The organism is Streptomyces sp. NBC_00448, assembly GCF_036014115.1.
GTDB lineage: Bacteria > Actinomycetota > Actinomycetes > Streptomycetales > Streptomycetaceae > Actinacidiphila.
Genome location: NZ_CP107913.1, coordinates 6,271,951 through 6,294,479 on the forward strand (window position 1 = coordinate 6,271,951; position 22,529 = coordinate 6,294,479).

Sequence of the window (22,529 nt, forward strand, 5' to 3'; positions counted from 1 at the left end):
TTTCGATGGCATCATGGAGAAGTGGACCAACGACATCTTCGCGCCTTCGTCAGCGTCGCCGACCTCGGTGGGATCTCCGCAGCCGCCGAGCGGCTGGGTTACGCGCAGTCCACGCTGAGCGTTCAACTGCAGCGGTTGGAGCGCGACTTGGGCGCGAGCCTGTTCAACCGCAGCAACGCCGGGGCGGCGTTGACCGAGGCGGGGCAGCGGCTGCTGCCCTACGCCCGCGAGGCGCTGAACCTTGAGGACGAGATGCGCCGGGTGGTGCGGAGCGGCCGGCCGCGGCTGCGCATCGGGGCACTGGAGACCCTGGCCGGCGAGTGGCTGCCGGACATCCTCGCCGCCCTGGCCCAGGGGGCGGCCGGCCCCGAGGGCGCCGCCGAGGTGAGCATGGTGGTCGCCCGGCGGGCGCAACTGGAGGATGACCTCGCCGCCGGCCGGCTCGACCTGGTGTTCGTGTTCGACAACGGGGTGCCGACCATAGGGCCGCACGCGGTCGTGGGCCATGACCGCACCGTCCTCGTCGCCGGCCCGGGCCATCCGCTCGCCAAGGTGCCGCGCATCTCCCAGGGGATGCTGCTGGAGGCGGAGTTCCTGATCGCCGAGCCTGGTTGCACCTCGCAGATGCTGGTCGACCGCTTCGGGCAGGACCTCACCTCGCGGACCTGCGTCAGCATGGTCACGGGGTCGCTGGCGGCGCTGCGCAGGCTCGCCTGCCACGGCCGCGGCGTCGCCCTGATGCCGCACCTGTCCGTCGTCGGCGACCTCGAGGACGGGGAGTTGGTCGAGCTGGACGTGTGCGAGGGGCTGGCGCCGGTGAGCATCGAGGCGCGCTGGCGGACGGGGCTGGGCCCGGCCGAGGCGCCCATGCAGGCCGTGCTGCGGCTGGCCCGCCGCCACCAGCCGCCGTCCCGCCCACTCGCCGAGACGGCCTGAGACCACCGGGGCGCCCGGAGACGGCTCGGGGCGCCGGACGGTCGGGGCGGTCCAGGGACGGCTCACAAACGGCCGAGCCCGGCCCGGCACGGGACGATACGGAGCATTCTCTGATGCCGCAGTGAAAGCAGAGAGCTTTGTTGCCGAAGTGAATCCAGAAAGGTCATTTGGTCAGTTTTCCGTCGGCGACGCCCCGGGCGACCTGCAGGTTGCTACGATCCCCTATGCGGTTCATCACTTTTCTCAGATTCCTCCGACTATCCACTGTGCCATTGGCTCGGATGCGGTCGGACGCATTTGAATAATCCTTGCAATATACCTTGCAGAAGGTTTATCGTATTCGGGTCAAGCGTGACTGGAACCCTCGCTACGCGGGGGCACACAGCAACGGGGGCTTGTCTTGATCGTGCACATGGAACCTTCAGCGGCGACCGACGACGACCGCCGCCCGCCCGACGGCCGCATGCCCCTCCGCGTCCCGCCCCGTGATTCCGGGCCTCGCATCCTGGATTCAATGGCGACCGACCATGGGGGAAACTTGCAGGTCTATCATCTGATGGCATTTCGCGAAGTGGCGAACGAACTCAGCTTCACCAAGGCCGCCGAGAAGCTCCACTGCGCCCAATCCACGGTGACCAGCCAGATCAAGGAGTTGGAGCGATCCCTCGGAGCCGAACTATTTCACCGGGATCGGCGCCCGATCGAACTCACCTCGGCCGGAGCACTGCTCCAGGCGCGACTGGGACCGATCCTGCGATCCGTCGAGAAGGCGAACGCGGAGGTCCGCGAAGTCAAACAGGCGGTGATGAAGCAAGGGCGCGCGGTGGGGAGGCCGGCTGTGCATCATTCGCCTGAGGTCTGCTGAGCCGCGGTACGTACACGCCGCCGTCCACTTCGTGCTGGACGGCGGCGTGTCGTGTGCCGGGGTAGGCCCGACACTTCCGGCCGCGAACGGCCCGGTCAGACCTGGCCGATGGGCCGCATCTGGATGTGGTTGACGTCCATTCCCTCGGGCTGGTTGAGGGCGAAGAGGATGCTCTCGGCGATGTTCTCGGCGGTCAGCGCGGGGCCCTCCGGCGTGCCCCCGCGGTGGTCCCAGAACGGGGTGTCCACCTTGCCGGGCGCGATCAGCGTCACGCCGACGCCGTCGTTGGTGACGGCCATCCGCGTGTTCTCCGCCAGGGCGTGCGCGGCCCACTTGGTGACGGAGTAGAAGTTGCCGGGCGTGTTCTTGACCCCCGCCACCGATCCGACGATGACGATGCGCCCCCGGGTGTCCTTGAGGTACGGCAGCGCCTCCCGGACGACCAGCGCGGGCCCGAGCACGTTGGTCATCAGCATGGCCCGCATGGCCTCGGGCACGTGGTCGGCCAGGGTGCCGGGGAGGGAGAAGCCGGCGTTGACGATCACGTTGTCCAGGCGGCCCCATGCCTGGGCGGTCGTCTTGACCGCGGTCTGCACGTCGTACGGGTCCGAGGTGTCCCCGGGGATGGTGATCAGGTCGTGCCCGGCGTCCTGCCCAGCCGCAAAGTCGCTCAGCTTCTCCGGGTCCCGGCCGGTGATCGCCACCATGTGACCCTCCTTCAGCAGCCTGCGGGCGGTCGCGGCGCCGATCCCCGAACTGCCACCGGTGATCAGGGTGACGTTGGCCATCGTTGCTCTCCTCGTTCGTGGTGGGCGCTCGTGGTGGGCGCTCGTGGTGGGCGCTCGCGGTGGGCGTCGCCTCCGATCCATGCGACACGGCCGCCCCAGGGCCCTGACGGGTCGGGACGGCCGTCGTCACACACTCCGAACGGCGGCGGGCGGTGTGGACTCGAACAGTTGATGGTGCATCAACGTGCTTTCACGGCAGTGCTGAACAGCGCGAGAACCGGTCAGCGTCCCTGAAGCCCAGGATAGCGACCGCTGTTGACCCACTCCGCGATTGCCGGCTTGTCCTCGATCCCCACGTACTCGATGCGTACGCCCATCAGGTCGGGAGCGGTGATGAGGGCGAACGGAGTCTCGCCCTCGGCGGGTCGGAAGTACGCGTCCACGCCGATGCCGGACGCCTCCAACCACGCCACGCGGGCCGCCATGTCGGGCTCCCACACGCCGTAGTACAGGACCTTCCCGGCGTGCTCGACGGACATGATGCCGTCGCCGTCGGCCTGGATGAGTTCGTACTGCGGCTCCGTGGTGCGGGAGAAGGCAGCGGTCATCTTGCCCGGGGCGCCCGTGCCGCCCTGCTCCAGGTACGGGATCTCGAAGGTGGCGGGTTCGGCGAACTCGATGCCGAACCACTCCGCGTACTGTTCCACGGCCTTGGCCAGGTCGGGCACCACGACGCCGATGTGGAAGCAGGACGCGGGCAGGACCGGCTTGGCCTCCGCCGGCCGGTACACCTCCACGGCCGGCGGCTCCTCCAGGCACTCCAGGAGCCGGGGTATGAAGGCCGCCAAGTAGTCGGTGTGCTTGTGGGCCTCCAGGGCGTTCTCGTCCGCGTACTCCTCGATGACCAGGCGCTCGCCGGGCCGGTCCGCGGAGACGACGTAGTCGAAGCGCAGGCAGCCGGGCTCGTTGGCGCGGATGTCCCGCTCCAGTTGGGCCATCAGCGCGTCGAGGTGTGACTCGGTGCCGGGCTTGATGATCTGGCGTGCGGTCGCGGTGATCGTCACGATGGGGAATCCTTCCAGGGGTCGGGTGGGTGCGTGCCGGGTCAGGCCCGGCGGGCTCGGCGCGGCGCTGCTGGGCGGGGGAGCGGTCGCGGCTGCCCGTCCCGGCTCGCCACCAGGCGTTTCACGGGGTGTCTCACAGGGTGTTGAGGAAGCGCGGTCCGTAGAAGATCGGCTCGGCCAGGTCGGTGTAGTGGTCCAGCGCCCGGAACTCCTCGGGGTACAGCTCCTCCAGCCGCGCCACCGCGGTGGGGGGGATCTGGTTGCGCATGATGGTGAAGCACGAGCGGACCCGCATCTGGTCCATCTGGGTCACGGCGGCGCCCAGCGAGGGCCACCAGGTCTCCACCGGTCCGTTCCAGGAGGTGTCCAGCGCCACCAGCATCTGGGTGTAGGCGTCGTCGAAGCCGTCAAGCTCCTTGCGCACCTCGGCCTCCCGCGGGTCGAGGGCGAGTACCGCCTCGTAGCCGTCCGCCGGCACGGCCAGCGTGTTGATGACGACGGGCCAGGCGATCTCCTCACCGCTGAAGAAATCGGGCTCGGTCTCGCGGGTGATGGAGACGCCGTCCTGCGGGACGTACCGGCGCCCGTAGCGCAGCTCGGCGAAGCGGGCGTAGTGCGATCCCTCCTTCTGGAAGTCCTCCTTCACGGTCTCCACCGTGCCCACGCCCTGCCCCTCGCCCTGTTCGGTGATGATGTCCAGGGCCCGCAGGAACGAGCCCACCGGGTCCTGGTCATCCTTCTCGAACGTGGGATAGCCCAGGTTGCCGCCGACCTGGTTGGCCGGCCCGCCGCGGCGCACCGCCAGCTCCACCGCGTCCGCGTTGCGGACGACGGCCTCCCGCACGGCGTCGTAGAAGGAGCCGATCGTGGGGTAGGCCGACCCGCGCTGGCGCGAGTTGAGCATGAACTCCGGGGCCTCCAGCCGCATGAAGGACTCCAGGCTGGCGTTCGACAGCTTCGCCAGCCGGGGCCGCAGGTCCGGGGCGGTGCCCCCGGGCAGCCCGCCCCGCCCCGCGTACGGCGGGTTCAACCCCTTGATGTCGGGACTGCCGCCGAGCGCGGCCACCATGTTGGAGGCGATGGCCATGTGGACCATCTCCTCCATCAGCACGCTGCGGATGGTGTTGTACGACGGGTAGTTCTGTACTTCCAGCGAGTACATGGCCGCGCAGTACAGCGGCATGGTGGCGTGCTCCAGCGCGATCGCGGTCTGCAGGGCGCCGCGGATCCAGCTGAGGTCTCGGAGTTCGACGGGCGTGGGCATGTGACGGCTCCAGGTCTGCGGGTCGGGTCAGGCTTCCGCGTTCTCGTCCAGCGGCGGGTAGAGCATGGGCTGGAAGAAGTCCTGGAAGGACTCCTCCAGCGAGGGGTTCTGGAAGAACTCCGGCCCGGTCTCCTCGAAGATCACGTCGCCGATCCCGCCGAGCGTGTCGAACATCATCGAGACGATCGTTCCGACCTCGCGGCCGAAGTAGTGCGCCACCAGGGCGACCGCGCCGCCGTTGACGCCGTAGGAGCCGGTGAAGGTCCAGATCCGCGAGGCGGGGTTGGCGACCCACATGTGGCGGGCCTTCGAGACGTTGAAGCCCTCGCCGCGCAGACCGCGCGCCACCGCGGCCACGCAGGTCAGCGGCTCGTCGTTGACGATGCCGGAGCGGGCGATCACGCCCACGCCGGAGCAGTTGGCGGCGATGACCTTGCCGGCCTCATGGTGCCGGCGGATCAACTTCTGCACCCGGTCGTTGGTCAACAGCGCGCCGGAGCCGACACCGCCGGGGATGTAGAGGATGTCGAAGAGCTCGTCGTCGTTCAGCACGGAGTCCGCCACGACGTTGGTGCCCATCTGCATCTTGACGACGCCGGGCTCCAGCGAGACCAACCTGACGTCCAGGTCGCGGTTGGCGGATTCCCGCTGCCAGGGGGCGATCCCGCCGCTGAGGACCATCGCGGCCCCCTTGAAGATCTCCAGCGGGGTGATCGTGTCCTGCTCGGAGCAGGACTCGTAGCCCAGCACGCCGATCGAGTTGATCTGGACGGGCGCGTTGTTCCGTGGTGCGGCCTGGCGACCGCGGGCGGGCATGGGTGTAGTCACGGGTTTTCTCCCCTGTCGAGTCGGTGAGGACGCCGATGACCGCTGCTTGCGGGGAAGGGCCGGCGCCTTTCGGAAAGGAACCCTGCCGCACGTTCCGACCGGCCAACAAATAAGAATCCGCGGGGATGGGCATTGCGACGTCCGGGGACCACATGGCTGTTATCGGGGACTGCCGCTCTCGCTATTTGAGCCCGCCTCGGTCAGCCGTCTAGCGTCCACTCTCGGACCGGGGGGTTCACAAACCGACCGACAGATAGGACGAGCAGCGCATGTCCGAGATGATGCGCGAGACGCAGCCGGCCGACCTGCTGGTGCGGATCGACCCCGGCCCACGCGACTTCGCCGCACTCAACGAGGCGGTCCGCAAGGGGTCCCGCGTGGCGAACGAGCACCTGGACGACGACGAGCACCTGAACGAGGTCATCCCGAAGCCGTGGGGGCTGGAGTACCGCGTCTTCGTGGACGACTTCATCGACGTGTGGAACCTGAGGATCAACTCGGGCGAATCCACGTCGATGCACGTCCACCCCCGCAAGCTGACCTACCTCCTGTGCCTGGCGGGAGAGGGGGTCACGGACACGCTGACCGGGCAGGTCCCGCTCTCCGCCGGAACGATCCTGCGGATCGGCGGGGGCGCGTTCCACTCGTCCAGGAGCCTGGGGCCCGAACCGCTGTGGCTCATCGAGGTCGAGGCACCGCGGAACAAGTTCGACCTGATCCGGTTGCGCGACAACTACGACCGGCAGGGCACCGCCTACGAGCAGGACTACACCGAGTCCCCGGACCTGCCGGCCAAGCCGATCTCCTACCTGCCGCAGGCCCGGCTCCGCGACCGCAGCCCAGGGGCGGAGTTCGCGTTCTCCATCCGGGCCGGCATGGACATCTTCTACCGGCGCCAGGAGGAGGACCTGTTCCACATCGCGCTCGGGCTCACCGGTGTCGTCACCGGCGAGATCGACATCCTCGTTCCGGTCCGGAGCGATGTACGGCGTCCCACGCTCGACCAGTACTACCTCTCCATCGCCAACTCCGCCTGACCCGGTGCCCTGCCGCAGCGACCTGCCGCAGAGACCTGGCCCGCAGACCCGACCCAGAGAGAAGGACACCGATCATGCCCAGTGCCGTCATCATCACCGGTCCCGGCTTCCAGGACCACGACGTCGTCTACACCTACTACCGGCTCATCGAGGAGGGCTGGACGGTGGACGTGGCCACCAAGAACGGCGCCCACGTGGTCGGCAAGTACGGGATACCGCTGCCGATGGACAAGACCGCCAAGCCGCTGGTCTCCTTTGACCAGCTCGACGCGGACACCTACGACGCGGTGATCCTCACCGGCGGCCACGAAGCCCCGGACCGTGTCCGCCAGGACGCGCACGTGCTGGAGTTCCTGCGCACCATGGACGCCCGGCAGAAGGTCGTCGCCGGTCTGTGCCACGGCCCGTGGATCATGGTCTCCGCCGGTGTCCTCAAGGGGCGCAGGGCCTGCGCCTACATCGGGCTGCGCGACGACGTGATCAACGCCGGCGCGGACGTCGTCGACTCCGACGTGATCGTGGACGGCCACATCATCACCTGCTCGTACTACGCCTACGTGGGCAAGTTCATGCAACTGGTCTTCGAGACCGTCGCCAAGAACCAGGTGGCGGTGGCCTGAGTCTCGGGCCACCGTCGCCTCGCACGGGGACGGGCGTCTCCCACCCCGGTCCGGCGCCCGCCCCCGTGCACCCCCTAGTACTGCGTCGGTGCTTGCCGTGACGGGTGGGCAGGAAACACGCCAGCGCCGACTCCCGCGGCTCCGACCGGTTGAACCGGTGCACGAACCGCCCATGCACCGCATCCAACTCACCAGCCCACGACCCGACCTCAGCAACACCCCGCAGGAAATCCCCGACACCCGACCTGCCCGCCCGTCACGGCAAACACCGTTGCAGTACTAGGAGACACCGTGCTGATACTCGACTTCGACGGCGTCATCGCCGACGCGTTCACCGAGTGCGCCCTCGTGACGTACTACGCCGACCACGACCCCGACACCGTGGCGGACAAGCCGATCGACGAACTGGTCGCCGCGCTGCCGGCCGGGTTCCTGGCCCGCTTCCGCACTGTGCGCGGCTACGCCCGCCTCCTCGGCGACTTCATGGCCGCCCGTGAGACCGCCGCCGAGAGCATCCGCGGGGTCGAGGACTACGATCGCCTGCTGACGGGTATTCCGCCCACGAAGTCGGCCGGACTCGTCAGGGGCGCGACCGCGGTCCGCTCCGCGCTTCGCGCGCGGCAGAAGGACGCCTGGCTGGACATGCACACCGTCTACCCCGGCGTGGACCGACTGCTGCGCCGTCACCAGGGCAGGGGCACCTCGATCGTGACGGCCAAGGACGCGGCGAGCGTGTGGGAGATCCTGGCCCACCACCAGTTGGAGAACACCGTGGTGCAGGTCGTCGGCGAGTGCTCCGACAAACGCGCGGCCGTACGGGAGATCGCCCTCAGCGACGGACTCCCGTCCTCCGCCGTGACGTTCATCGACGACCACATCACCAACGCCCTGGCCGTCCGCGACACCGGCGCCACCAGCCTGTGGGCCTGGTGGGGCTACCACACGCCCGACCACGTCGAGCAGGCCATCAGCCGCAGGCAGCGCCGCGTGTACCTGCCCGAACTGACCACCCTGACCGCCTGATCCCCGTAACCAGAAGGACATTCGCCATGCCCAAGGTACTGTTCGCACTCACCTCGCACGGCCAGCTGGGCGACACCGGTCGCAACACCGGCTTCTACGTGCCCGAGGTCGCCCACCCGGCCCGGGTCTTCCAGGACGCCGGCTGGGACATCGCCTTCGTCTCCGTCGCCGGCGGGAAGCCGCCACGCGACGGGATCAAGCCCGGTGACACCGTGACCGCGGAGTTCCTGGAGGCCAACGGCGACGCCCTGTCCGACACTCCGTCGGCCGACGCGCTCAGCGCCCGCGACTACCAGGCCGTCTACTTCGCCGGCGGCCACGGCACCATGTGGGACTTCCCCCACGCGACCGTCCTCACCCGGCTCGCCGCGGAGATCTACGAGCACGGCGGGATCGTCGGCGCCGTCTGCCACGGGCCGGCCGGCCTGGTCAACCTCACCCTCTCGGACGGCTCCCACCTGGTGGAGGGCAAGCAGGTCTCGGCGTTCACCAACGAGGAGGAGGAGGCCGTCGGCCTGACCGGTGTCGTTCCGTTCGCGCTGGAATCGGCCCTGGTCGACAAGGGCGCGAAGTTCACCAAGACGGACAACTTCGCCGAGCACGCCGTCGCCGACGGTCGGCTCGTCACCGGGCAGAACCCGGCCAGCGCGGCCAAGGTGGCTGAGCTGATCATCGAGCAGTTCGGCGCCTGACCGCATCCGAACCCACCGGCAGGCGGAGACCTGCGCCCCGTCGTGACGGCCGGGGCGCGCGGGTCCCGCCTGCCGGTGTCATTTCCGCGCCCGCTTCCCGGCTCCGGTTCCGCCCCCGCGGCTCCGCGACCGAGCCTCCTGAAGCCCTCCGAACCACGTCATCAGGATCTCTGATAACGATTGATACCGCCCAGAATAATTGCTTTTATCGAATAGCACTCAGAACGAAGGTGAAACACATGCATGTCGCCGTGGACATTGCACGCATCAGCATGATTGGTCATTCCGTCGCAGAGGGGTCGGACACGTGCAACTGGGTTGGCTGCAGACGTTTATCGCTGTTTACCATACCGGCTCCTTCACAAAGGCGGCACAGAAGCTCGGAATCACCCAGCCGGCCGTGACGCAGCATATCCGGGGACTGGAAAGCAAGTTCGGCAAACCGCTTTTCGACCGCACCCCGCAGGGCGCCGTACCCACCTCCGAGGGAACGGCCCTGGCCTACGAGGTGCAGGCCCCCATGGCCAACCTCAACGCGGCCATCTGCCGGCACTTCGACACCAGCCCCAGCAGCAGACCGGTACGCCTCGGCGGCCCCGCCGAACTGGTGACCGCGAGGCTCATGGCCTCGATCAGCGAACTCATCGCGTCCGGCCTGGACATCCGGATCAGCTTCCGGGAAGCGCCCGACCTCCTCGAAGACCTCAGGACCGGCCACATGGACATGGTCGTCTCCACCGTCCAGCCGCGGATGCGCGGGGTGGACTCGGTGGCGCTCATCGACGAGGAACTCGCCCTGCTGGCATCGCCCCAGGTCGCCGAGACCATCCCCTCCGGCGCCCTGGCGGTCGACGGGCCGCGAGCGCTGGAGAAGTTGCCGATCATCGCCTACGGCGAGACGTTCCCCATCATCGACCACTACTGGCGCAGCGTCTTCGACGCACCGCCGCCGCGGGTGCCGTCGGCGGTCGTCCCCGACCTCCGTGCCGTCATCGCGGCGGTCTGCTCGTCCGCGGGCATCTCGGTCATCCCCACGTATCTGTGCGCCGACGAAATGGCGGCGGGCCTGCTGGTACCGCTCTGGGAGCCGGACATCCCCCCGCTCAACACGTACCACCTCGCCACACGGCACGGAGCCCTCGCCGATCTGCGCCTGGCCCGGCTCCACGACCACCTGGTGGCCGCGGCCCGGAACTGGGAGCTGAACCCGGAACCGCCGGCCCCCGGGCGGATGTCGAACCGGACGTAGCGCGCCCCGCTCCGGGGCCTCGGCCGGCTCCTCCCGGGCCTGACGTCGACGGGCCCCCTCGTGGTGGGGCCCCTCGACGGATGTCCCCTGTCGGCCGCGGAGTCGGGGCCCGTCGGGTCCAGGGCGCCGGGCAGCGCCCGGCGACGACTCGTCCGTGGCCCAGGCCGGCCGAGGCGGATGCCGGCTGCCGTGACTTCGCCCTCGGAGGATGAGACAGGAATCGCGCTCCAGGGCGTCTCTGACTTGCACATGGCTGGCCCCGGCTGGTCAGGCCGGGGCCGTGCCGTAGGTCGGCGCATTGTGTCGGGTGGGGGGCTACGGGAGCCGCGAGGCTGGAGAGTTGGCGGGCAGGAAGAGGGCCACGCCGAGGGTGGTGACCACCAGCACGGCGGCCCCGACACCCAGGCTGATCCGCATCCCCGTCATGAAGTGGGTGGAGTCGGCGATCAGCGCACCGAGCAGGGCGACTCCGATCGCGCCGCCGAACTGCCGGGCGGCGCTGAGTACTCCGGATGCGAGGCCGGCCCGCTCGTGCGGCACCGACTCCAGCATCACCGATGTCAGCGGCGGGATCGCGAGTCCGCCGCCGATGCCGAGCGGCACCAGCAGGGCCAGCAGCACGGGGGTCGGGGTGTCCTGACGGACGAGGAGCAGGCCCAGGATGCCGACTGTCTGGATGACCTGACCGAGGATCAGCGGGAGGCGCGGCCCGTACCGGTTGGTCAGCTTGCCGGCGAGCAGGTTGACCAGGGTGGTGAAGGCCGTCATCGGGATGAACATCAGCCCCGCGGTGAGCGCCGAGGCTCCGCGGTGCTCCTGGAAGAAGATCGTGAAGACGAAGACCAGGCCGTAGTAGCCGAAGTTCAGGGCCAGACCCGCGCTGGTGCAGACAGCCACCGAGGGGATGCGGAACAACGTCAGCGGCACGGCGGGATCACTCTGCCGGGACTCGACCAGGAGGAACGCGGTGCCGGCGAGTACGGCGAGCACGAAGCCGCCGATCGTCGTCGGGCTCGTCCACCCGCCCGACCCTCCGGTGATGACGGCGAACACCAGGGCCGCCAGGGCGATGACGGCGGTGACCTGGCCGGCCGGGTCCATCGGGGAGCGTCCGCGAGGGGAGCGGGGCGCCCGGAGCATGCCGACGAGTGCGAAGATGCCGACCGGCAGGTTGACGAAGAAGATCCACCGCCAGCCGAGCCCGGTGGTGAGCGCGCCGCCGACAACCGGACCGGCCGCGACCGCCACACCGCCACCCGCGGTCCACAGGGCGATTCCGCGAGCGCGCTGGGCCGGGGAGTCGTACGCCTGGCGCACCAGGGCGAGCGAGGCCGGCATCATCACAGCGGCTCCGGCGCCCTGAATCGCCCGCGCGGCGATGAGCACAGTGAGGTTGGGTGCCAGCCCGCACAGCGCGGACATCAGGGTGAAGACGGACAGCCCGATCGTGAAGGCGCGGCTCGCGCCGATACGGTCGGAGATGGCACCGGCCGACAGGAGCAGGGCCGCGAAGAGCAGGGTGTACGCGGTGACCACCCACTGCAGTGCGGATACCTGGCCGTCCCACTGCTGCCCGATGCTCGGCAGGGCGACGTTGACCACGGTGGTGTCCAGCGTGATGACGAAGAAGGCCAGGCAGGCAACCAGCACCGTGGACCGGAGAGCCGGCCCCGGCCGGTTGCCGGCTGCCGCGGGGCCGGACGAGGCACTACCCCTCAGGTCGGCCGCAGGCTGCCTGCTCGCAGCGGTCCCTCCCAAGTGCGCGGGCGGCGAGGCGAGTCGGTGGAAGTCACCTGTCGCTTCGGTCCCTTCACCGGGGAGCGCCGTCCCCTCGTCACGCACGTCACCGTTGCGGTTCATGGATCTTCCTTCCAGGTCTTTCCGGTGCTCGGTGTGTTGCGCATTGCGGTGTGCGGGTGCGGGTGCGGGTGCGGGCGCCGGTGCGGAGGCCGAGCTGCCCGGGCTGCCGCCGCCCCTCACTCCCCGTCGAAGTCGGTGCCCCGGCTGACCGCCTCCCAGGCCGCCGCCTCCTCGCCGGCGGCCTTCAGCTGGGCGGCGATGGCGTCGGTGGCGTCGTTGCCGAGGGCCAGTCGCAGCGGGGTCTGCTCGGCGGCCAACGCGGTCAGGATCGCCGCGGCGGCCTTCTCGGGGTCCCCGGGCTGCTTGCCGTCGCTGTCCGGGAGCCCGGCGCGGACCGGGCCGACGGTCTCCGCGTACGCGTCCAGGGGCGCCGACTGCTGCAGCGCACCGCCGCCGGCGAACCCGGTCCGGAACGCCCCCGGCTCCACGATGAGCACCTTGATCCCGTGCGGGGCGACTTCCAGGGCCAGCGCCTCGGACAGCCCCTCCAGAGCGAACTTGGTGGCCGAGTAGGCGCCGACGCCGGGGAAGGAGAACCGGCCGCCCATGCTGCTCATCTGCACGACGGCGCCCGAGCCCTGCCGGCGCATGTGCGGGAGTACGGCGCGGGTGAGCGCGGCGGGGCCGAAGAAGTGCAGGGCCATCAGGTCGCGGAGTTCGCGGTCGGTGGTCTCCTCGACGGCGCCGATCTGTCCGCGGCCGGCGTTGTTGACCAGTACGTCGATCCGCCCGTACCAGAGGATCACTTCGGCGACGACGGCGGTGATGCGGGCCGGGTCGGTGACGTCGAGGGCGACGGGGACGACGCGGCCGGGGTGCGCGGTGGCGAGTTCGTCGAGGGATTCGGGGCGGCGGACGGCTGCCACCACGGTGTCACCGGCGGCGAGGGCCACCCGCGTGATCGCCTGCCCGAAACCGGAGTTGGCGCCGGTGATCAGCCAGACCTTGCCGGTCGCGGAGCGGGTGCCGGTGTCAGCGGCGGGGGCAGCAGCGGTGCGGGCGTTGTCGCTCATCGGGATCTCCAGGGTGGTTCCGGAAGCCGGCCGGGTGCCGGCCGGCGAACACGGCCGAGGCGGTGTCCCGGCGTGTGTCTCCATTACGGCCCCCGCCCGGCCCCGCCGTCCAAGACAGAGATCGACACGATCCATAAGGAGCGTTTATCGCCGCTGGTTATGCTCTCGCCCATGGAGCTACGGCAGTTGAACTACCTCGTGGCGATCGCCGAGGAGGGGAACCTCGGCCGGGCCGCGGCGCGGCTGTACGTGAGCCAGCCGGCCCTGTCGTCCGCGCTGCGGAAGCTGGAGGCAGAACTCGGCGTTCTCCTCTTCGAGCGGCACTCCGGCGGCGTGACCCAGACCCCTGCCGGGCGCGACGTGGTGACCGAGGCACGCCGGACCCTGCGCCAGGCGGACCGTGTCCTCGCCGTGGCGGAACGCCACCGCTGCCAGGAGAAGGCGGTGCTTCGGGTCGGCTTCGAGGCAAGCGGCGCAGGCGAGTTGACCACCCGGGCCCGGGCCGAGTTCGCCCGCCGCAATCCGGACGTCCGGGTGGAGCCGAAGCGCTTCGACTGGGGCCAGGAGGCGGCCGCCCTGCGCGACGGCCGGGTGGACGTCGCCTTCGTCTGGCTGCCCACCGACCTCACCGACCTGCACACCGAGGTGGTCCACACCGAACCCCGGGTCGTCGGCCTGCCCGCCGGGCACCCGCTGGCGGGACGTGCGGGCATCGGCATCCTGGAGGTCAAGGACGAGCCGCTGCTGTGGACGGAGCGGGCGCCGCGCGAGTGGGTCGACTGGTGGGCGGTGAACCCCAGACCGGACGGCTCCGCACCGCGATGGGGACCGAAGAACGACAACGTCGAGGAGATGCTGGAGCAGGTCGCCGAGGGCACCGCGGTCTGCTTCGCCCCGGCGAACATGGCCCTGTACTACGCCCGCCCCGACCTGTCCTGGGTCCCGCTCACCGACGTCGAGCCCCTGAGGGTCGCGCTGGCCTGGTGCAAGGGCTCGAACAGCCCCCTCGTACGGGGCTTCGCCGAGGTGGTACGCGAACTCGCCGCCGCTCTGTAGAAGGCGTCAACGCACGCCGCCAATAAGGAAATACCTGGTCGGGGCCCTGATCGGCGGGTGGCGCCTCCCGTTCTGACGGCCGTGGACGGCGCGTGGCATCGGCCGCGCGGGAGATCGACGCAGGGTCGTCGCCGGCCGCACCTGTCCAGGCCGGACCCGCGCCCGTCCGGCCTGGACCCGGCCCCCGCTCCGCGCGCACCCGCACCCCCGCTCCGCGCGCACCCGTACCCCCGCTCCGCGCGCACCCGCGCGTCACGCTCCGCGCGCTCCGGCGTCCCCGCCGGCCCCGTCCGCACCCCCGCTCCGAGCGATCCCGCACCCCCACCCCGTGCACACCCACAGCCCCGACCTGCCCTGATCCACCCCGCCCGCATCCACCCGGGGATTGACAGCGCCGCCGCCCCGACTTAAATTTGCGACTAAATTTACTTGCCGAAGTTACTACTAGTCGCCAACGGAAGGGGGTTGGGAAGCGTGTCCACCACCGTCCCCACCTCGCCTCGTGGTCTGTCACGCACGGCGGTGCTGGCGCTGCTGGGGCGGAGCGGGCCGCTGAGCCGCGTGGAGATCGCCCGCCGGCTCGACCTCAGCCAGGCCACGGTCACCCAGATCACCAAACGCCTGCTCCTGGAGGGCCTGATCGCCGAGGCGGGCTCGGTGCCCTCGGTCGGCGGCCGGCCGGCCATACGGCTCGCCGTGGTGGCCGACGCGGGGCGCGCCGTGGGAATCAAGGTCGCCCCCGACCACGTCACCCTGGTGCACGTCACCCTGGACGGCACGGTCAGCGGTGCCCTCACCCACCCCTTCGACGCGGTCGACGACGACGCCGCCGATCGGCTCATCGCCCTTCTGGGGCCCGAGCTGACGCAGCCCGCGGAGAAGCCACGGCTGCTGGGCGTGGGAGTGGGCGTCCCCGGCCGGGTCGATCCGGCCGGGATCGTCGACTCGCCGACCCTCGGCTGGCATGCGGTGCCGCTGGGCCGGACGCTGTCACGGGCGCTGGGGCTGCCGGTCCTGGTGGACAACGACGTGAACACCGTGGGCGCCGCCCAACTCCTGTACGGGCACGGGCGGGGCCGGGACGACTTCCTGGTGCTCACCCTGGGTCACGGCGTCGGTCTCGCCGTGGTCGAGCGGGGCGCGGTGCGCCGCGGCACCACCGGTGCCGCGGGTGAGATCGGGCACGTTCCGGTGACTGACAACGGGCGGCTGTGCCAGTGCGGCAACCGCGGTTGCCTGGAGGCGTACCTCGGCTTCGCGGGACTGCTGCGTACCGCCGTCGAGCACGGCCTGCTCCAACCCGGCGACCGGCCGGAGTCGCTGATGGCCCTGGCCGAGGCGGGGGAGAGCGCGGCGCTGGAACTGCTGCGCGCGGCCGGCCGGCTGCTCGGGCGCACCCTCGCGGGCGTCGCCAACGTGCTGGACCCGGGCGCGGTCGTCGTCACCGGGGAGGGCGCGGCGTTCTGGCCGTACCTGCGGGACGGATTCGAGCCGGCCCTGCGCGGCCACCTCTTCCGCCCCACGAACGGGCTGACCGTGATCACCGACGACTGGAACGACCAGGCGTGGGCGCGCGGCGCCGCCGCCGTCGTGCTGTCCGCGCCGTTCGGCGGCGACGCCCCCGGCGAGGGACCCGCGGAAGCGGTCCGAGCCCGGATGGGCATGGTCGGCGGCGGGGCGTCATGAACACCCTGCGCGGTCCCCGCAAGGCGGCCCTGCTGGCGCTGCTGCTGGCTCCGAGCCTCGTGCTCATCCTGGCGTTCGTGCTGGGCCCGATGTTCGGCTCGCTGTGGATCAGCTTCCACGACTGGAACCTGCTCAAGCCGATGCGCTGGACGGGGCTGGCGAACTACCGGGACGTGCTGAGCGACCCGGCCACCTGGAAGGCGTTCCGCCACACCCTCCTCTACGTCGTCGGGTATCTGCCCCTGGTCTACGTCGGCGGGCTGCTCATCGCGCTGGGCCTGAACCGGGCGATGCGCGGCCGCAACCTGCTGCGCGGGATCTACTTCCTTCCCGTGGTGACCAGTTGGGTCGTGGTGGCCCTGGTCTGGAAGTGGATTCTCAACCCGGAGTCCGGCGCCTTCAACACGGTGCTCGGCTGGTTCGGCATCCACGGCCCCGGCTGGTGGACCGACCCGGACTGGGCGATGGCCTCGGTCGTCCTGGCCTCGGCCTGGAAGGACCTGGGCTTCGTGATGGTGATCCTGCTGGCCGGGCTCCAGGCGATCCCGCAGGCCGTCTACGAGGCGGCGATGATCGACGGCGCCGGCTCCTGGCACCGGTTCCGGTACGTCACCTTCCCGCTGCTGGCGCCGTCGACGCTGTTCGTGGTGATGATCTCCGTGATCAACGGCTTCCAGGTGTTCGACCAGGTCTTCGTGATGACCGGCGGCGGACCCGCCGGCGCCACCACGACCGTGGTCTCCGCGGTGTACGACGACTCCTTCCGCTACGGGCGGATCGGCTATGCCAGCGCCCTGAGCTGGGTGCTGTTCGTCGTCATCCTGCTCGTCTCGCTGGCCCAGAGCCGGCTGCAGCGAAAGGTGGTGGACGCCCAGTGACCGCGACGACCCCCCGGGTGCGCCCGCACGATCTGGTGGAACCCGAGCCGAGCGCGTCCCGCGGTGCACGTCGCCGCTCCGGCGCTGCCCGGATCGGGGTGAGCGCCGTTCTGGTCGTGGGCGCGCTGTGCATGCTCTTCCCGTTCGCCTGGATGGTGCTCACCGCGTTCCAGCCGGACGGTTCCCTCGGGTCCGCGCCTTCGCTCCGCCATCTGACCGGCGGCAACTTCGGCACGCTGACCTCGGCCATGCCGTTCTGGCGCATCCTGGGCAACTCGCTGTGGATCTCGGTGGTCTCCACCGCCGTCCAGCTCGCGACCAGCACGCTGGCCGGGTACGCGTTCGCGCGCTTCCACTTCCGCGGTCGCGACGCCCTGTTCATGATCTACCTGGCGACCATGATGATCCCGCAGCAGGTGCTGCTGGTCCCGCTGTTCGTGGAGATGAAGCAGTTGGGCCTGATCGACACCTACGCCGGGATTCTGCTGCCCGGCCTGGCCTCCGCCTTCGGCACCTTCCTGATCCGCCAGGCGATGCTCTCCGTCCCCCGTGAGCTGGAGGAGGCCGCGCTGGTGGACGGCGCTGGCCATCTGCGCATCCTGTGGACGGTGGTGCTGCCGCTGGTGCGCCCCGCGCTGGCGACCTTCACCGTGTTCGGGTTCATGGCCTCCTGGAACAACTTCCTCTGGCCGCTGGTGGTCACCCGCTCCCCGGAGCTCTACACCCTGCCGCTCGGGCTGTCCGCGCTACAGGGCCAGTTCACCACCCACTGGAACGTGGTGATGGCGGGCTCGGTGGTCAGCGTGATCCCGATGCTGCTGATCTACCTGGTCGCGCAGAAACACGTGGTGCGTTCGATCGCCACCACCGGACTGAAGTAGGCAGGCCCCGATGAGTATTCCCGCCCCGCGCCGGGCCGTACGCCGGCTGCTGCGCCCGGCCGCGCTCCTGACCGCGGTCGTCGCCCTGGTGGCCGGCTGCGCGCACGGTTCGGTGACCCGTACCACGACCGGGGACGGCCGGCGGATCGTGCACTACATGACGTTCACCGCCGCGCCCGACCACCTCAAGGACCTGGCGCGGCTGGCGACGTCCTTCGAGCGGTCCCATCCGGGCATCGACGTCCAGGTCCAGAGCGCGCCGTTCGACCAGTACTTCACCCAGTTGCAGACGAGTGCGGCCGGTGGCACCGCCCCGGACGTCTTCGAGCTCAACCAGGACGAGTTCGCCTCCTTCGCGGACTCCGGAGCCCTCGCCGACCTCGACTCCCGCGTCCGCGCCGACGCGGTGGCCGGCCACTTCTCCGCGTCCTCGCTGGCCGGCTTCCGCTACGACGGCCGGCAGTACGGCCTGCCGTCCAGCTTCTCCACCGAACTCCTCTTCTACAACAAGAAGCTCTTCGACGCGGCGGGCGTGGCCTATCCCACCGCGCACTGGACCTGGCAGGACGAGCAGCGGGCCGCACGGAAGATCGCCGCCCTCGGCCACGGCGTGTTCGGCGACTACCAGAACACCACCTACCTGGAGTTCACCAAGGCCCTGGCGCAGAACGGCGGCAGCTTCCTGTCCGAGGACGGCACACGGGTCGCCTTCGACAGCCCGCAAGGCATCGCCGCCGCACGGTGGTTGACCGGCAAGGTCGGCAGCACCATGCCCACCCAGGCGCAGATGGGCGGCAGCACCGACTACGACACCAGGCTCTTCGAGGAGGGGAAGCTCGGCATCTGGCACAGCGGCTCCTGGTTCTTCCCCAACCTCGCCGCCGTTCACGGCCTGAGCTGGGACGTCGTCCAGGAACCCGCGGCGAGCACCGCCACCCCGGCCGAGTCGGTCTTCCAGAACTCCCTCGCGATGTCGAGCCAGTCGAAGAACGCCGACGCCGCCTGGCAGTGGATGCGCTATCTGACGACCTCCCAGGAAGTCGCCAAGCTGCGCATCGACACCTCCTGGGAGCTGTCCCCGGCGACGGGCGCGAGCCTGCGCAAGAGCTACCTCGCGCAGACGCCGCCGACCAACCGCGCCGCCGTCTTCGAGGCGCTGAAGCACGTGGCGCCCTCCCCCCAACTGGTCCACCAGGCGCAGATCGCGGACATCGTCACCAACGAACTCCAGGCCGTCACGACCGGTTCGGCGACCGTCGAGAAGGCCCTCGCCACGGCAGCCCGCCAGGTCCAGCCACTGCTGTCGCACGACGACTGAGCCCCGTACCGCCCGCACCTCCGTACCGCCCGTACCACCCGTACTCCAGGAGAGACCCCGTGCCCGACCCGCACGCCCCCGACCATTCCGCTCTGCTGCGCCGCAGCATCGAGGTGATCACCGGCAACCAGCACTCCTCCGGCGCCTACCCGGCCTGCCCGGAGTACGAGGTGTACCGCTACTCCTGGCTGCGCGACGGCTCGTTCGTCGCCGAGGCGGCCTCCCGGGCGGGGGCGGCCGGCAGCGCGGACGCCTTCCACCGCTGGAGCGCGAAGGTCCTCACCGACCGGTCCGCGCGCATCGAGAAGCTCATCGCCGCGGCGCGCCGCGGCGAGCAGCCGACCGAGGGCGACCGCCTGCCGACGCGCTACACCCTCGAAGGCGGGGACACCGGCGAAGTGGGCTGGTGGGATTTCCAACTCGACGGCTATGGAACGTGGTTGTGGGCACTGACCGAGCATCTCGCCCGGCACGAAGGGGATCACGCGCCGTACCGCGACGCGGTCCGGCTCACCATCGGCTACCTGGCCGCCAGTTGGGCGACGCCCTGCTACGACTGGTGGGAGGAGTACGCCGACCAGGTGCACGGGGCCACCCTGGGCGCGATCCGCGGCGGCCTGCACGCGGTGCGCGCGTCGGGGATGGCGGCCTCGGTCGGGCTGGACGACGTGTGCGCCGACACCGTCGACGCCATCGACGCGATGATCGAGGAACGCGGCCTGTTCGACGGCCACCTGGCCAAGTGGCTGGGCAGCAAGCAGGTCGACGGCAGCCTGCTGGCGTGCCTCACCCCGTTCGGCAACGTCCCGCTCGACGGCCCCGTCGCCCGCGCCACCGTGCACGCCGTGGAACTCGACATCGCCCAACCCGACGGCGGCGTCTACCGCTACCTGGGCGACACCTTCTACGGCGGCGGCCAGTGGCCGGTGCTCGCCGGCTTCCTCGGCTGGCACTACGCGCGCACAGGCCGCAGGGACGACGCCCTGCGCGAGCTGGACTGGATCGCGGCCCAGGCCACCGCCGAGCACCTGCTGCCCGAACAGGCCCCCGGGGTAAGGCTCCAGGCGCCGCGCCGGCTGCCCGAATGGGAGGAGCGCTGGGGGCCCAACGCCACCCCGCTGCTCTGGTCCCACGCCATGTATCTGATCCTCGCCGACGAACTGGGAGTCACCCCGTGATCCGCCACCGCCCGCACGGCTCTGGCCACCCCTACCAGCCCACCGACGACCAGCGTGTCCCCGCCACCCCACTGGCCGGACAGGGGTTCGAGGTGCGGGCCTCCACCGGCCCGCAGGTCACCGCCGTGGTCTGCGAATGGCTGACGGCGGACCGGGCCCTGCTGCTGACCGCCGCCGTGGAGAGCGGCGAGGAGCAGGGCGCCGCGCCGGTCGGCGACTCCGGCGGCGACAGCGACAGCCACCTCGCCGCGGCCGCCTCCGGCGCCGCGCGCCAGGACCGCAAACGGTGGGTGGCCCGCCCCGAGCCGCTGGCCGAGGGCGCGTCCGCGCGCTACCGGTTCGTCGCCACGCACGCGGACGGCCGTACGTACACGACGAGTTGGTATACTGTCAGCCCCGCCGCCTGGCACGAGGGCGCCACCGGGCTCACCGTCACCGGGGCCGCCGCGAGCCGCCTGGTCGAGGGCAGCACCCGCACGCTGACCGCGGGCGACGGCACCCCGCTGCGGGTCCGCTTCGCGCTGCGGCTGGCGCCCGCCGAGCACGTGGTGGGCTTCGGCGAGCGCTACAACGCGGTCGACCAGCGCGGCCGCTCCCTGGACGCGCAGGTCTTCGAGCAGTACAAGGGCCAGGGATTCACCAGCCGCAGCTACCTGCCGATGCCCTTCGCCATGGTCGTCGGCGGCGACGGGTGGGGCTTCCACGTCCGCACCTCACGCCGCACCTGGTACGACGTCGGCGCCGCGGAACACGACCGGCTGTGGATCGAGGCCGAAGTGGGCCCGGACGGCGTGCTCGACACCGCCGGCTACGCCGGCCGCGCCGACCAGGTCCTCGGCGCCTTCCTCGACGAGACCGGCCGCCCGGAACGGCTCCCGGACTGGGTGTTCGGCCTGTGGGCCAGCGGCAACGAGTGGAACACGCAGGCCCGGGTGATGGCCGAGATGGACACCCACCGCGAACTGGACATCCCGGTGCGGGCCCTGGTCATCGAGGCGTGGAGCGACGAGTCCACCTTCACCGCCTTCCGTGACGCCCGCTACGACGTGCACGAGGACGGTTCGCCGCACCGGCTGGCCGACTTCACCTTCCCCGCGAAGGGCGCCTGGCCGGACCCCAAGGGCATGGTCGACGAGCTCCACGCGCGCGGCGTCAGCGTGCTGCTCTGGCAGATCCCGCTGATGAAGATGCGCCCGCACCCGGCCGGCCAGGCCGCCGCCGACGCGCGCGCGATGATCGAGAACGGCTACGGCGTCCTGGAGGAGAACGGCGCGCGCCCCTACCGCAACCGCGGATGGTGGTTCCCCCTCGCCCTGATGCCGGATCTGACCGATCCGAAGGCTCGCGCGTGGTGGCTGTCCAAGCGCCGGTACCTGGTCGACGAGATCGGCGTCGACGGCTTCAAGACGGACGGCGGCGAGCACGCCTGGGGCGCCGACCTGCACTACGCCGACGGCACGGCGGGCGACGCAGGCAACAACCGCTACCCGGTCGAATACCCCCGCGCCTATGGGGAGTTGCTGAAGGAGTGCGGCAAGGCGCCGGTCACCTTCAGCCGCGCCGGCTTCACCGGTTCGCAGACCGCCGGCGCCTTCTGGGCCGGCGACGAGGACTCCACCTGGGCCGCCTACCGGCACTCGGTCAACGCCGGAATCACCGCCTCCGCGTGCGGCATCCTCTACTGGGGCTGGGACCTGGCCGGCTTCTCCGGTGACGTGCCGGACGCCGAACTCTATCTGCGGGCAACGGAGTTCTCCACGTTCGTCCCGATCATGCAGTACCACTCCGAGTTCAACCACCACCGCCTGCCGCTGCGTGACCGCACCCCGTGGAACATCGCCGAACGCTCCGGCGATCCTCGGGTACTGGAGGTCTTCCGCCGCTACGCCAAGCTGCGCGAGCGCCTGGTCCCCTACCTCGTCGCGGAGACGGAGGCGGGGCTCGCCGAGAACAAGCCGTTGATGCGGGGACTGTTCTTCGACCATGTCGACGACCCGGCCGTCTGGGACCACCAGGACCAGTTCCTCCTCGGGTCCGCACTGCTGGTCGCCCCGGTCACCGAGCCCGGTGCCACCGGTCGCAGCGTCTACCTGCCGGCCGGCGACTGGGTCGACGTGTGGACCGGCGAGCCCCTCACCGGCGGCGAAGTCATCGAGCGGCACGCGCCGTTGGGCACCATCCCGGTCTTCGCCACCGCCGCCCGCTGGCCGGACCTCGGCCCCCTCTTCACCGAGCCGGCCTGACCGCCTCGTGATCGTGGGGCAACGACAAGGACGTGGCCGCGAAGGAGTAGCCGGCCGGCACTGCACATGACGCCGGGCCCGCACTGAAAGGGAGCGGGCCCGGTGTCGTG

21 protein-coding genes are annotated in these 22,529 nt (G+C 70.5%); 15 read left to right on the forward strand and 6 right to left on the reverse strand.

Going from position 1 to position 22,529, the window contains the following annotated elements:
- Positions 1–21 precede the first annotated feature (21 nt).
- The 3 genes from OG370_RS27085 to OG370_RS27095 all read left to right on the forward strand — a co-directional run bounded on the left by OG370_RS27085 (position 22) and on the right by OG370_RS27095 (position 1,801).
- The gene (locus OG370_RS27085; RefSeq protein ID WP_328468657.1) at positions 22–936 is read left to right on the forward strand and encodes a LysR family transcriptional regulator; all 915 of its coding nucleotides are present in this window, start codon (positions 22–24) and stop codon (positions 934–936) included.
- 121 nt (positions 937–1,057) lie between these two features.
- A complete protein-coding gene (locus tag OG370_RS27090; protein ID WP_328468659.1) occupies positions 1,058–1,237 on the forward strand; it encodes a hypothetical protein in 180 nt (59 codons plus the stop codon).
- A gap of 213 nt (positions 1,238–1,450) precedes the next feature.
- A complete protein-coding gene (locus tag OG370_RS27095; protein WP_328468661.1) occupies positions 1,451–1,801 on the forward strand; it encodes a LysR family transcriptional regulator in 351 nt (116 codons plus the stop codon).
- Between the two features lie 95 nt (positions 1,802–1,896).
- Here OG370_RS27095 and OG370_RS27100 read toward each other — a convergent pair whose 3' ends face one another.
- From OG370_RS27100 to OG370_RS27115, 4 genes are all read right to left on the reverse strand, one after another.
- Positions 1,897–2,589: an SDR family oxidoreductase gene (locus OG370_RS27100; protein ID WP_328468662.1), complete on the reverse strand. Its 693-nt coding sequence runs from the start codon at positions 2,587–2,589 to the stop codon at positions 1,897–1,899.
- 221 nt (positions 2,590–2,810) lie between these two features.
- Complete coding sequence (locus OG370_RS27105) at positions 2,811–3,593, reverse strand: antibiotic biosynthesis monooxygenase (RefSeq protein ID WP_328468664.1); 783 nt, start codon at positions 3,591–3,593, stop codon at positions 2,811–2,813.
- Between the two features lie 133 nt (positions 3,594–3,726).
- Positions 3,727–4,857: a ferritin-like domain-containing protein gene (locus OG370_RS27110; protein WP_328468666.1), complete on the reverse strand. Its 1,131-nt coding sequence runs from the start codon at positions 4,855–4,857 to the stop codon at positions 3,727–3,729.
- 27 nt (positions 4,858–4,884) lie between these two features.
- Positions 4,885–5,685, reverse strand: coding sequence for a DJ-1/PfpI family protein (locus OG370_RS27115; protein WP_328468668.1), 801 nt, complete (start codon positions 5,683–5,685; stop codon positions 4,885–4,887).
- 269 nt (positions 5,686–5,954) lie between these two features.
- Between OG370_RS27115 and OG370_RS27120 the strand changes: the two genes are divergently transcribed.
- The 5 genes from OG370_RS27120 to OG370_RS27140 all read left to right on the forward strand — a co-directional run bounded on the left by OG370_RS27120 (position 5,955) and on the right by OG370_RS27140 (position 10,306).
- Positions 5,955–6,722: a cupin domain-containing protein gene (locus OG370_RS27120; RefSeq protein WP_328468670.1), complete on the forward strand. Its 768-nt coding sequence runs from the start codon at positions 5,955–5,957 to the stop codon at positions 6,720–6,722.
- Between the two features lie 74 nt (positions 6,723–6,796).
- Complete coding sequence (locus OG370_RS27125) at positions 6,797–7,342, forward strand: DJ-1/PfpI family protein (RefSeq protein ID WP_328468672.1); 546 nt, start codon at positions 6,797–6,799, stop codon at positions 7,340–7,342.
- 291 nt (positions 7,343–7,633) lie between these two features.
- Positions 7,634–8,365 (forward strand): HAD family hydrolase, encoded by a 732-nt coding sequence (locus tag OG370_RS27130; RefSeq protein ID WP_328468674.1) that lies wholly within the window; start codon positions 7,634–7,636, stop codon positions 8,363–8,365.
- A gap of 26 nt (positions 8,366–8,391) precedes the next feature.
- Complete coding sequence (locus OG370_RS27135) at positions 8,392–9,057, forward strand: type 1 glutamine amidotransferase domain-containing protein (protein WP_328468676.1); 666 nt, start codon at positions 8,392–8,394, stop codon at positions 9,055–9,057.
- 307 nt (positions 9,058–9,364) lie between these two features.
- Complete coding sequence (locus tag OG370_RS27140; RefSeq protein WP_328468678.1) at positions 9,365–10,306, forward strand: LysR family transcriptional regulator; 942 nt, start codon at positions 9,365–9,367, stop codon at positions 10,304–10,306.
- Positions 10,307–10,621: 315 nt separating this feature from the next.
- Here the strand turns inward: OG370_RS27140 and OG370_RS27145 are convergent, their stop codons facing one another.
- Both OG370_RS27145 and OG370_RS27150 read right to left on the reverse strand, forming a co-directional pair.
- Positions 10,622–11,956 (reverse strand): MFS transporter, encoded by a 1,335-nt coding sequence (locus OG370_RS27145; RefSeq protein ID WP_328468680.1) that lies wholly within the window; start codon positions 11,954–11,956, stop codon positions 10,622–10,624.
- A 326-nt stretch (positions 11,957–12,282) separates the two neighbouring features.
- Positions 12,283–13,179: an oxidoreductase gene (locus OG370_RS27150; protein ID WP_328468682.1), complete on the reverse strand. Its 897-nt coding sequence runs from the start codon at positions 13,177–13,179 to the stop codon at positions 12,283–12,285.
- Positions 13,180–13,350: 171 nt separating this feature from the next.
- On the opposite strand from OG370_RS27150, the gene OG370_RS27155 reads away from it, so the two are divergent.
- The 7 genes from OG370_RS27155 (at position 13,351) to OG370_RS27185 (ending at position 22,419) form a co-directional block, all read left to right on the forward strand.
- The gene (locus OG370_RS27155) at positions 13,351–14,235 is read left to right on the forward strand and encodes a LysR family transcriptional regulator (RefSeq protein ID WP_328468685.1); all 885 of its coding nucleotides are present in this window, start codon (positions 13,351–13,353) and stop codon (positions 14,233–14,235) included.
- A gap of 474 nt (positions 14,236–14,709) precedes the next feature.
- On the forward strand, positions 14,710–15,921 hold the full coding sequence (locus OG370_RS27160; RefSeq protein WP_328468687.1) for an ROK family transcriptional regulator: 1,212 nt from the start codon (positions 14,710–14,712) through the stop codon (positions 15,919–15,921).
- A complete protein-coding gene (locus tag OG370_RS27165; RefSeq protein WP_328468689.1) occupies positions 15,918–16,799 on the forward strand; it encodes a carbohydrate ABC transporter permease in 882 nt (293 codons plus the stop codon). Before OG370_RS27160 ends, OG370_RS27165 begins: the two co-directional genes overlap by 4 nt.
- Positions 16,796–17,680 carry a carbohydrate ABC transporter permease gene (locus OG370_RS27170; RefSeq protein ID WP_328468691.1) on the forward strand — a complete coding sequence of 295 codons (885 nt, stop codon included), beginning with the start codon at positions 16,796–16,798 and terminating at the stop codon, positions 17,678–17,680. Before OG370_RS27165 ends, OG370_RS27170 begins: the two co-directional genes overlap by 4 nt.
- A gap of 10 nt (positions 17,681–17,690) precedes the next feature.
- The gene (locus OG370_RS27175) at positions 17,691–18,998 is read left to right on the forward strand and encodes an ABC transporter substrate-binding protein (RefSeq protein ID WP_328468693.1); all 1,308 of its coding nucleotides are present in this window, start codon (positions 17,691–17,693) and stop codon (positions 18,996–18,998) included.
- Between the two features lie 59 nt (positions 18,999–19,057).
- Complete coding sequence (locus tag OG370_RS27180) at positions 19,058–20,176, forward strand: glycoside hydrolase family 15 protein (RefSeq protein ID WP_328468695.1); 1,119 nt, start codon at positions 19,058–19,060, stop codon at positions 20,174–20,176.
- Positions 20,173–22,419, forward strand: coding sequence for a glycoside hydrolase family 31 protein (locus tag OG370_RS27185; RefSeq protein WP_328468697.1), 2,247 nt, complete (start codon positions 20,173–20,175; stop codon positions 22,417–22,419). Before OG370_RS27180 ends, OG370_RS27185 begins: the two co-directional genes overlap by 4 nt.
- Positions 22,420–22,529: the final 110 nt, after the last annotated feature.

What these genes read in the sequence shown, in the direction of transcription:
- OG370_RS27150 (WP_328468682.1), bottom strand. Translation starts at nt 13,179, where the DNA reads ATGAGCGACAACGCCCGCACCGCTGCTGCCCCCGCCGCTGACACCGGC.
- OG370_RS27125 (WP_328468672.1), top strand. Translation starts at nt 6,797, where the DNA reads ATGCCCAGTGCCGTCATCATCACCGGTCCCGGCTTCCAGGACCACGAC.
- OG370_RS27110 (WP_328468666.1), bottom strand. Translation starts at nt 4,857, where the DNA reads ATGCCCACGCCCGTCGAACTCCGAGACCTCAGCTGGATCCGCGGCGCC.
- OG370_RS27095 (WP_328468661.1), top strand. Translation starts at nt 1,451, where the DNA reads ATGGCGACCGACCATGGGGGAAACTTGCAGGTCTATCATCTGATGGCA.
- OG370_RS27135 (WP_328468676.1), top strand. Translation starts at nt 8,392, where the DNA reads ATGCCCAAGGTACTGTTCGCACTCACCTCGCACGGCCAGCTGGGCGAC.
- OG370_RS27175 (WP_328468693.1), top strand. Translation starts at nt 17,691, where the DNA reads ATGAGTATTCCCGCCCCGCGCCGGGCCGTACGCCGGCTGCTGCGCCCG.
- OG370_RS27120 (WP_328468670.1), top strand. Translation starts at nt 5,955, where the DNA reads ATGTCCGAGATGATGCGCGAGACGCAGCCGGCCGACCTGCTGGTGCGG.
- OG370_RS27100 (WP_328468662.1), bottom strand. Translation starts at nt 2,589, where the DNA reads ATGGCCAACGTCACCCTGATCACCGGTGGCAGTTCGGGGATCGGCGCC.
- OG370_RS27155 (WP_328468685.1), top strand. Translation starts at nt 13,351, where the DNA reads ATGGAGCTACGGCAGTTGAACTACCTCGTGGCGATCGCCGAGGAGGGG.
- OG370_RS27165 (WP_328468689.1), top strand. Translation starts at nt 15,918, where the DNA reads ATGAACACCCTGCGCGGTCCCCGCAAGGCGGCCCTGCTGGCGCTGCTG.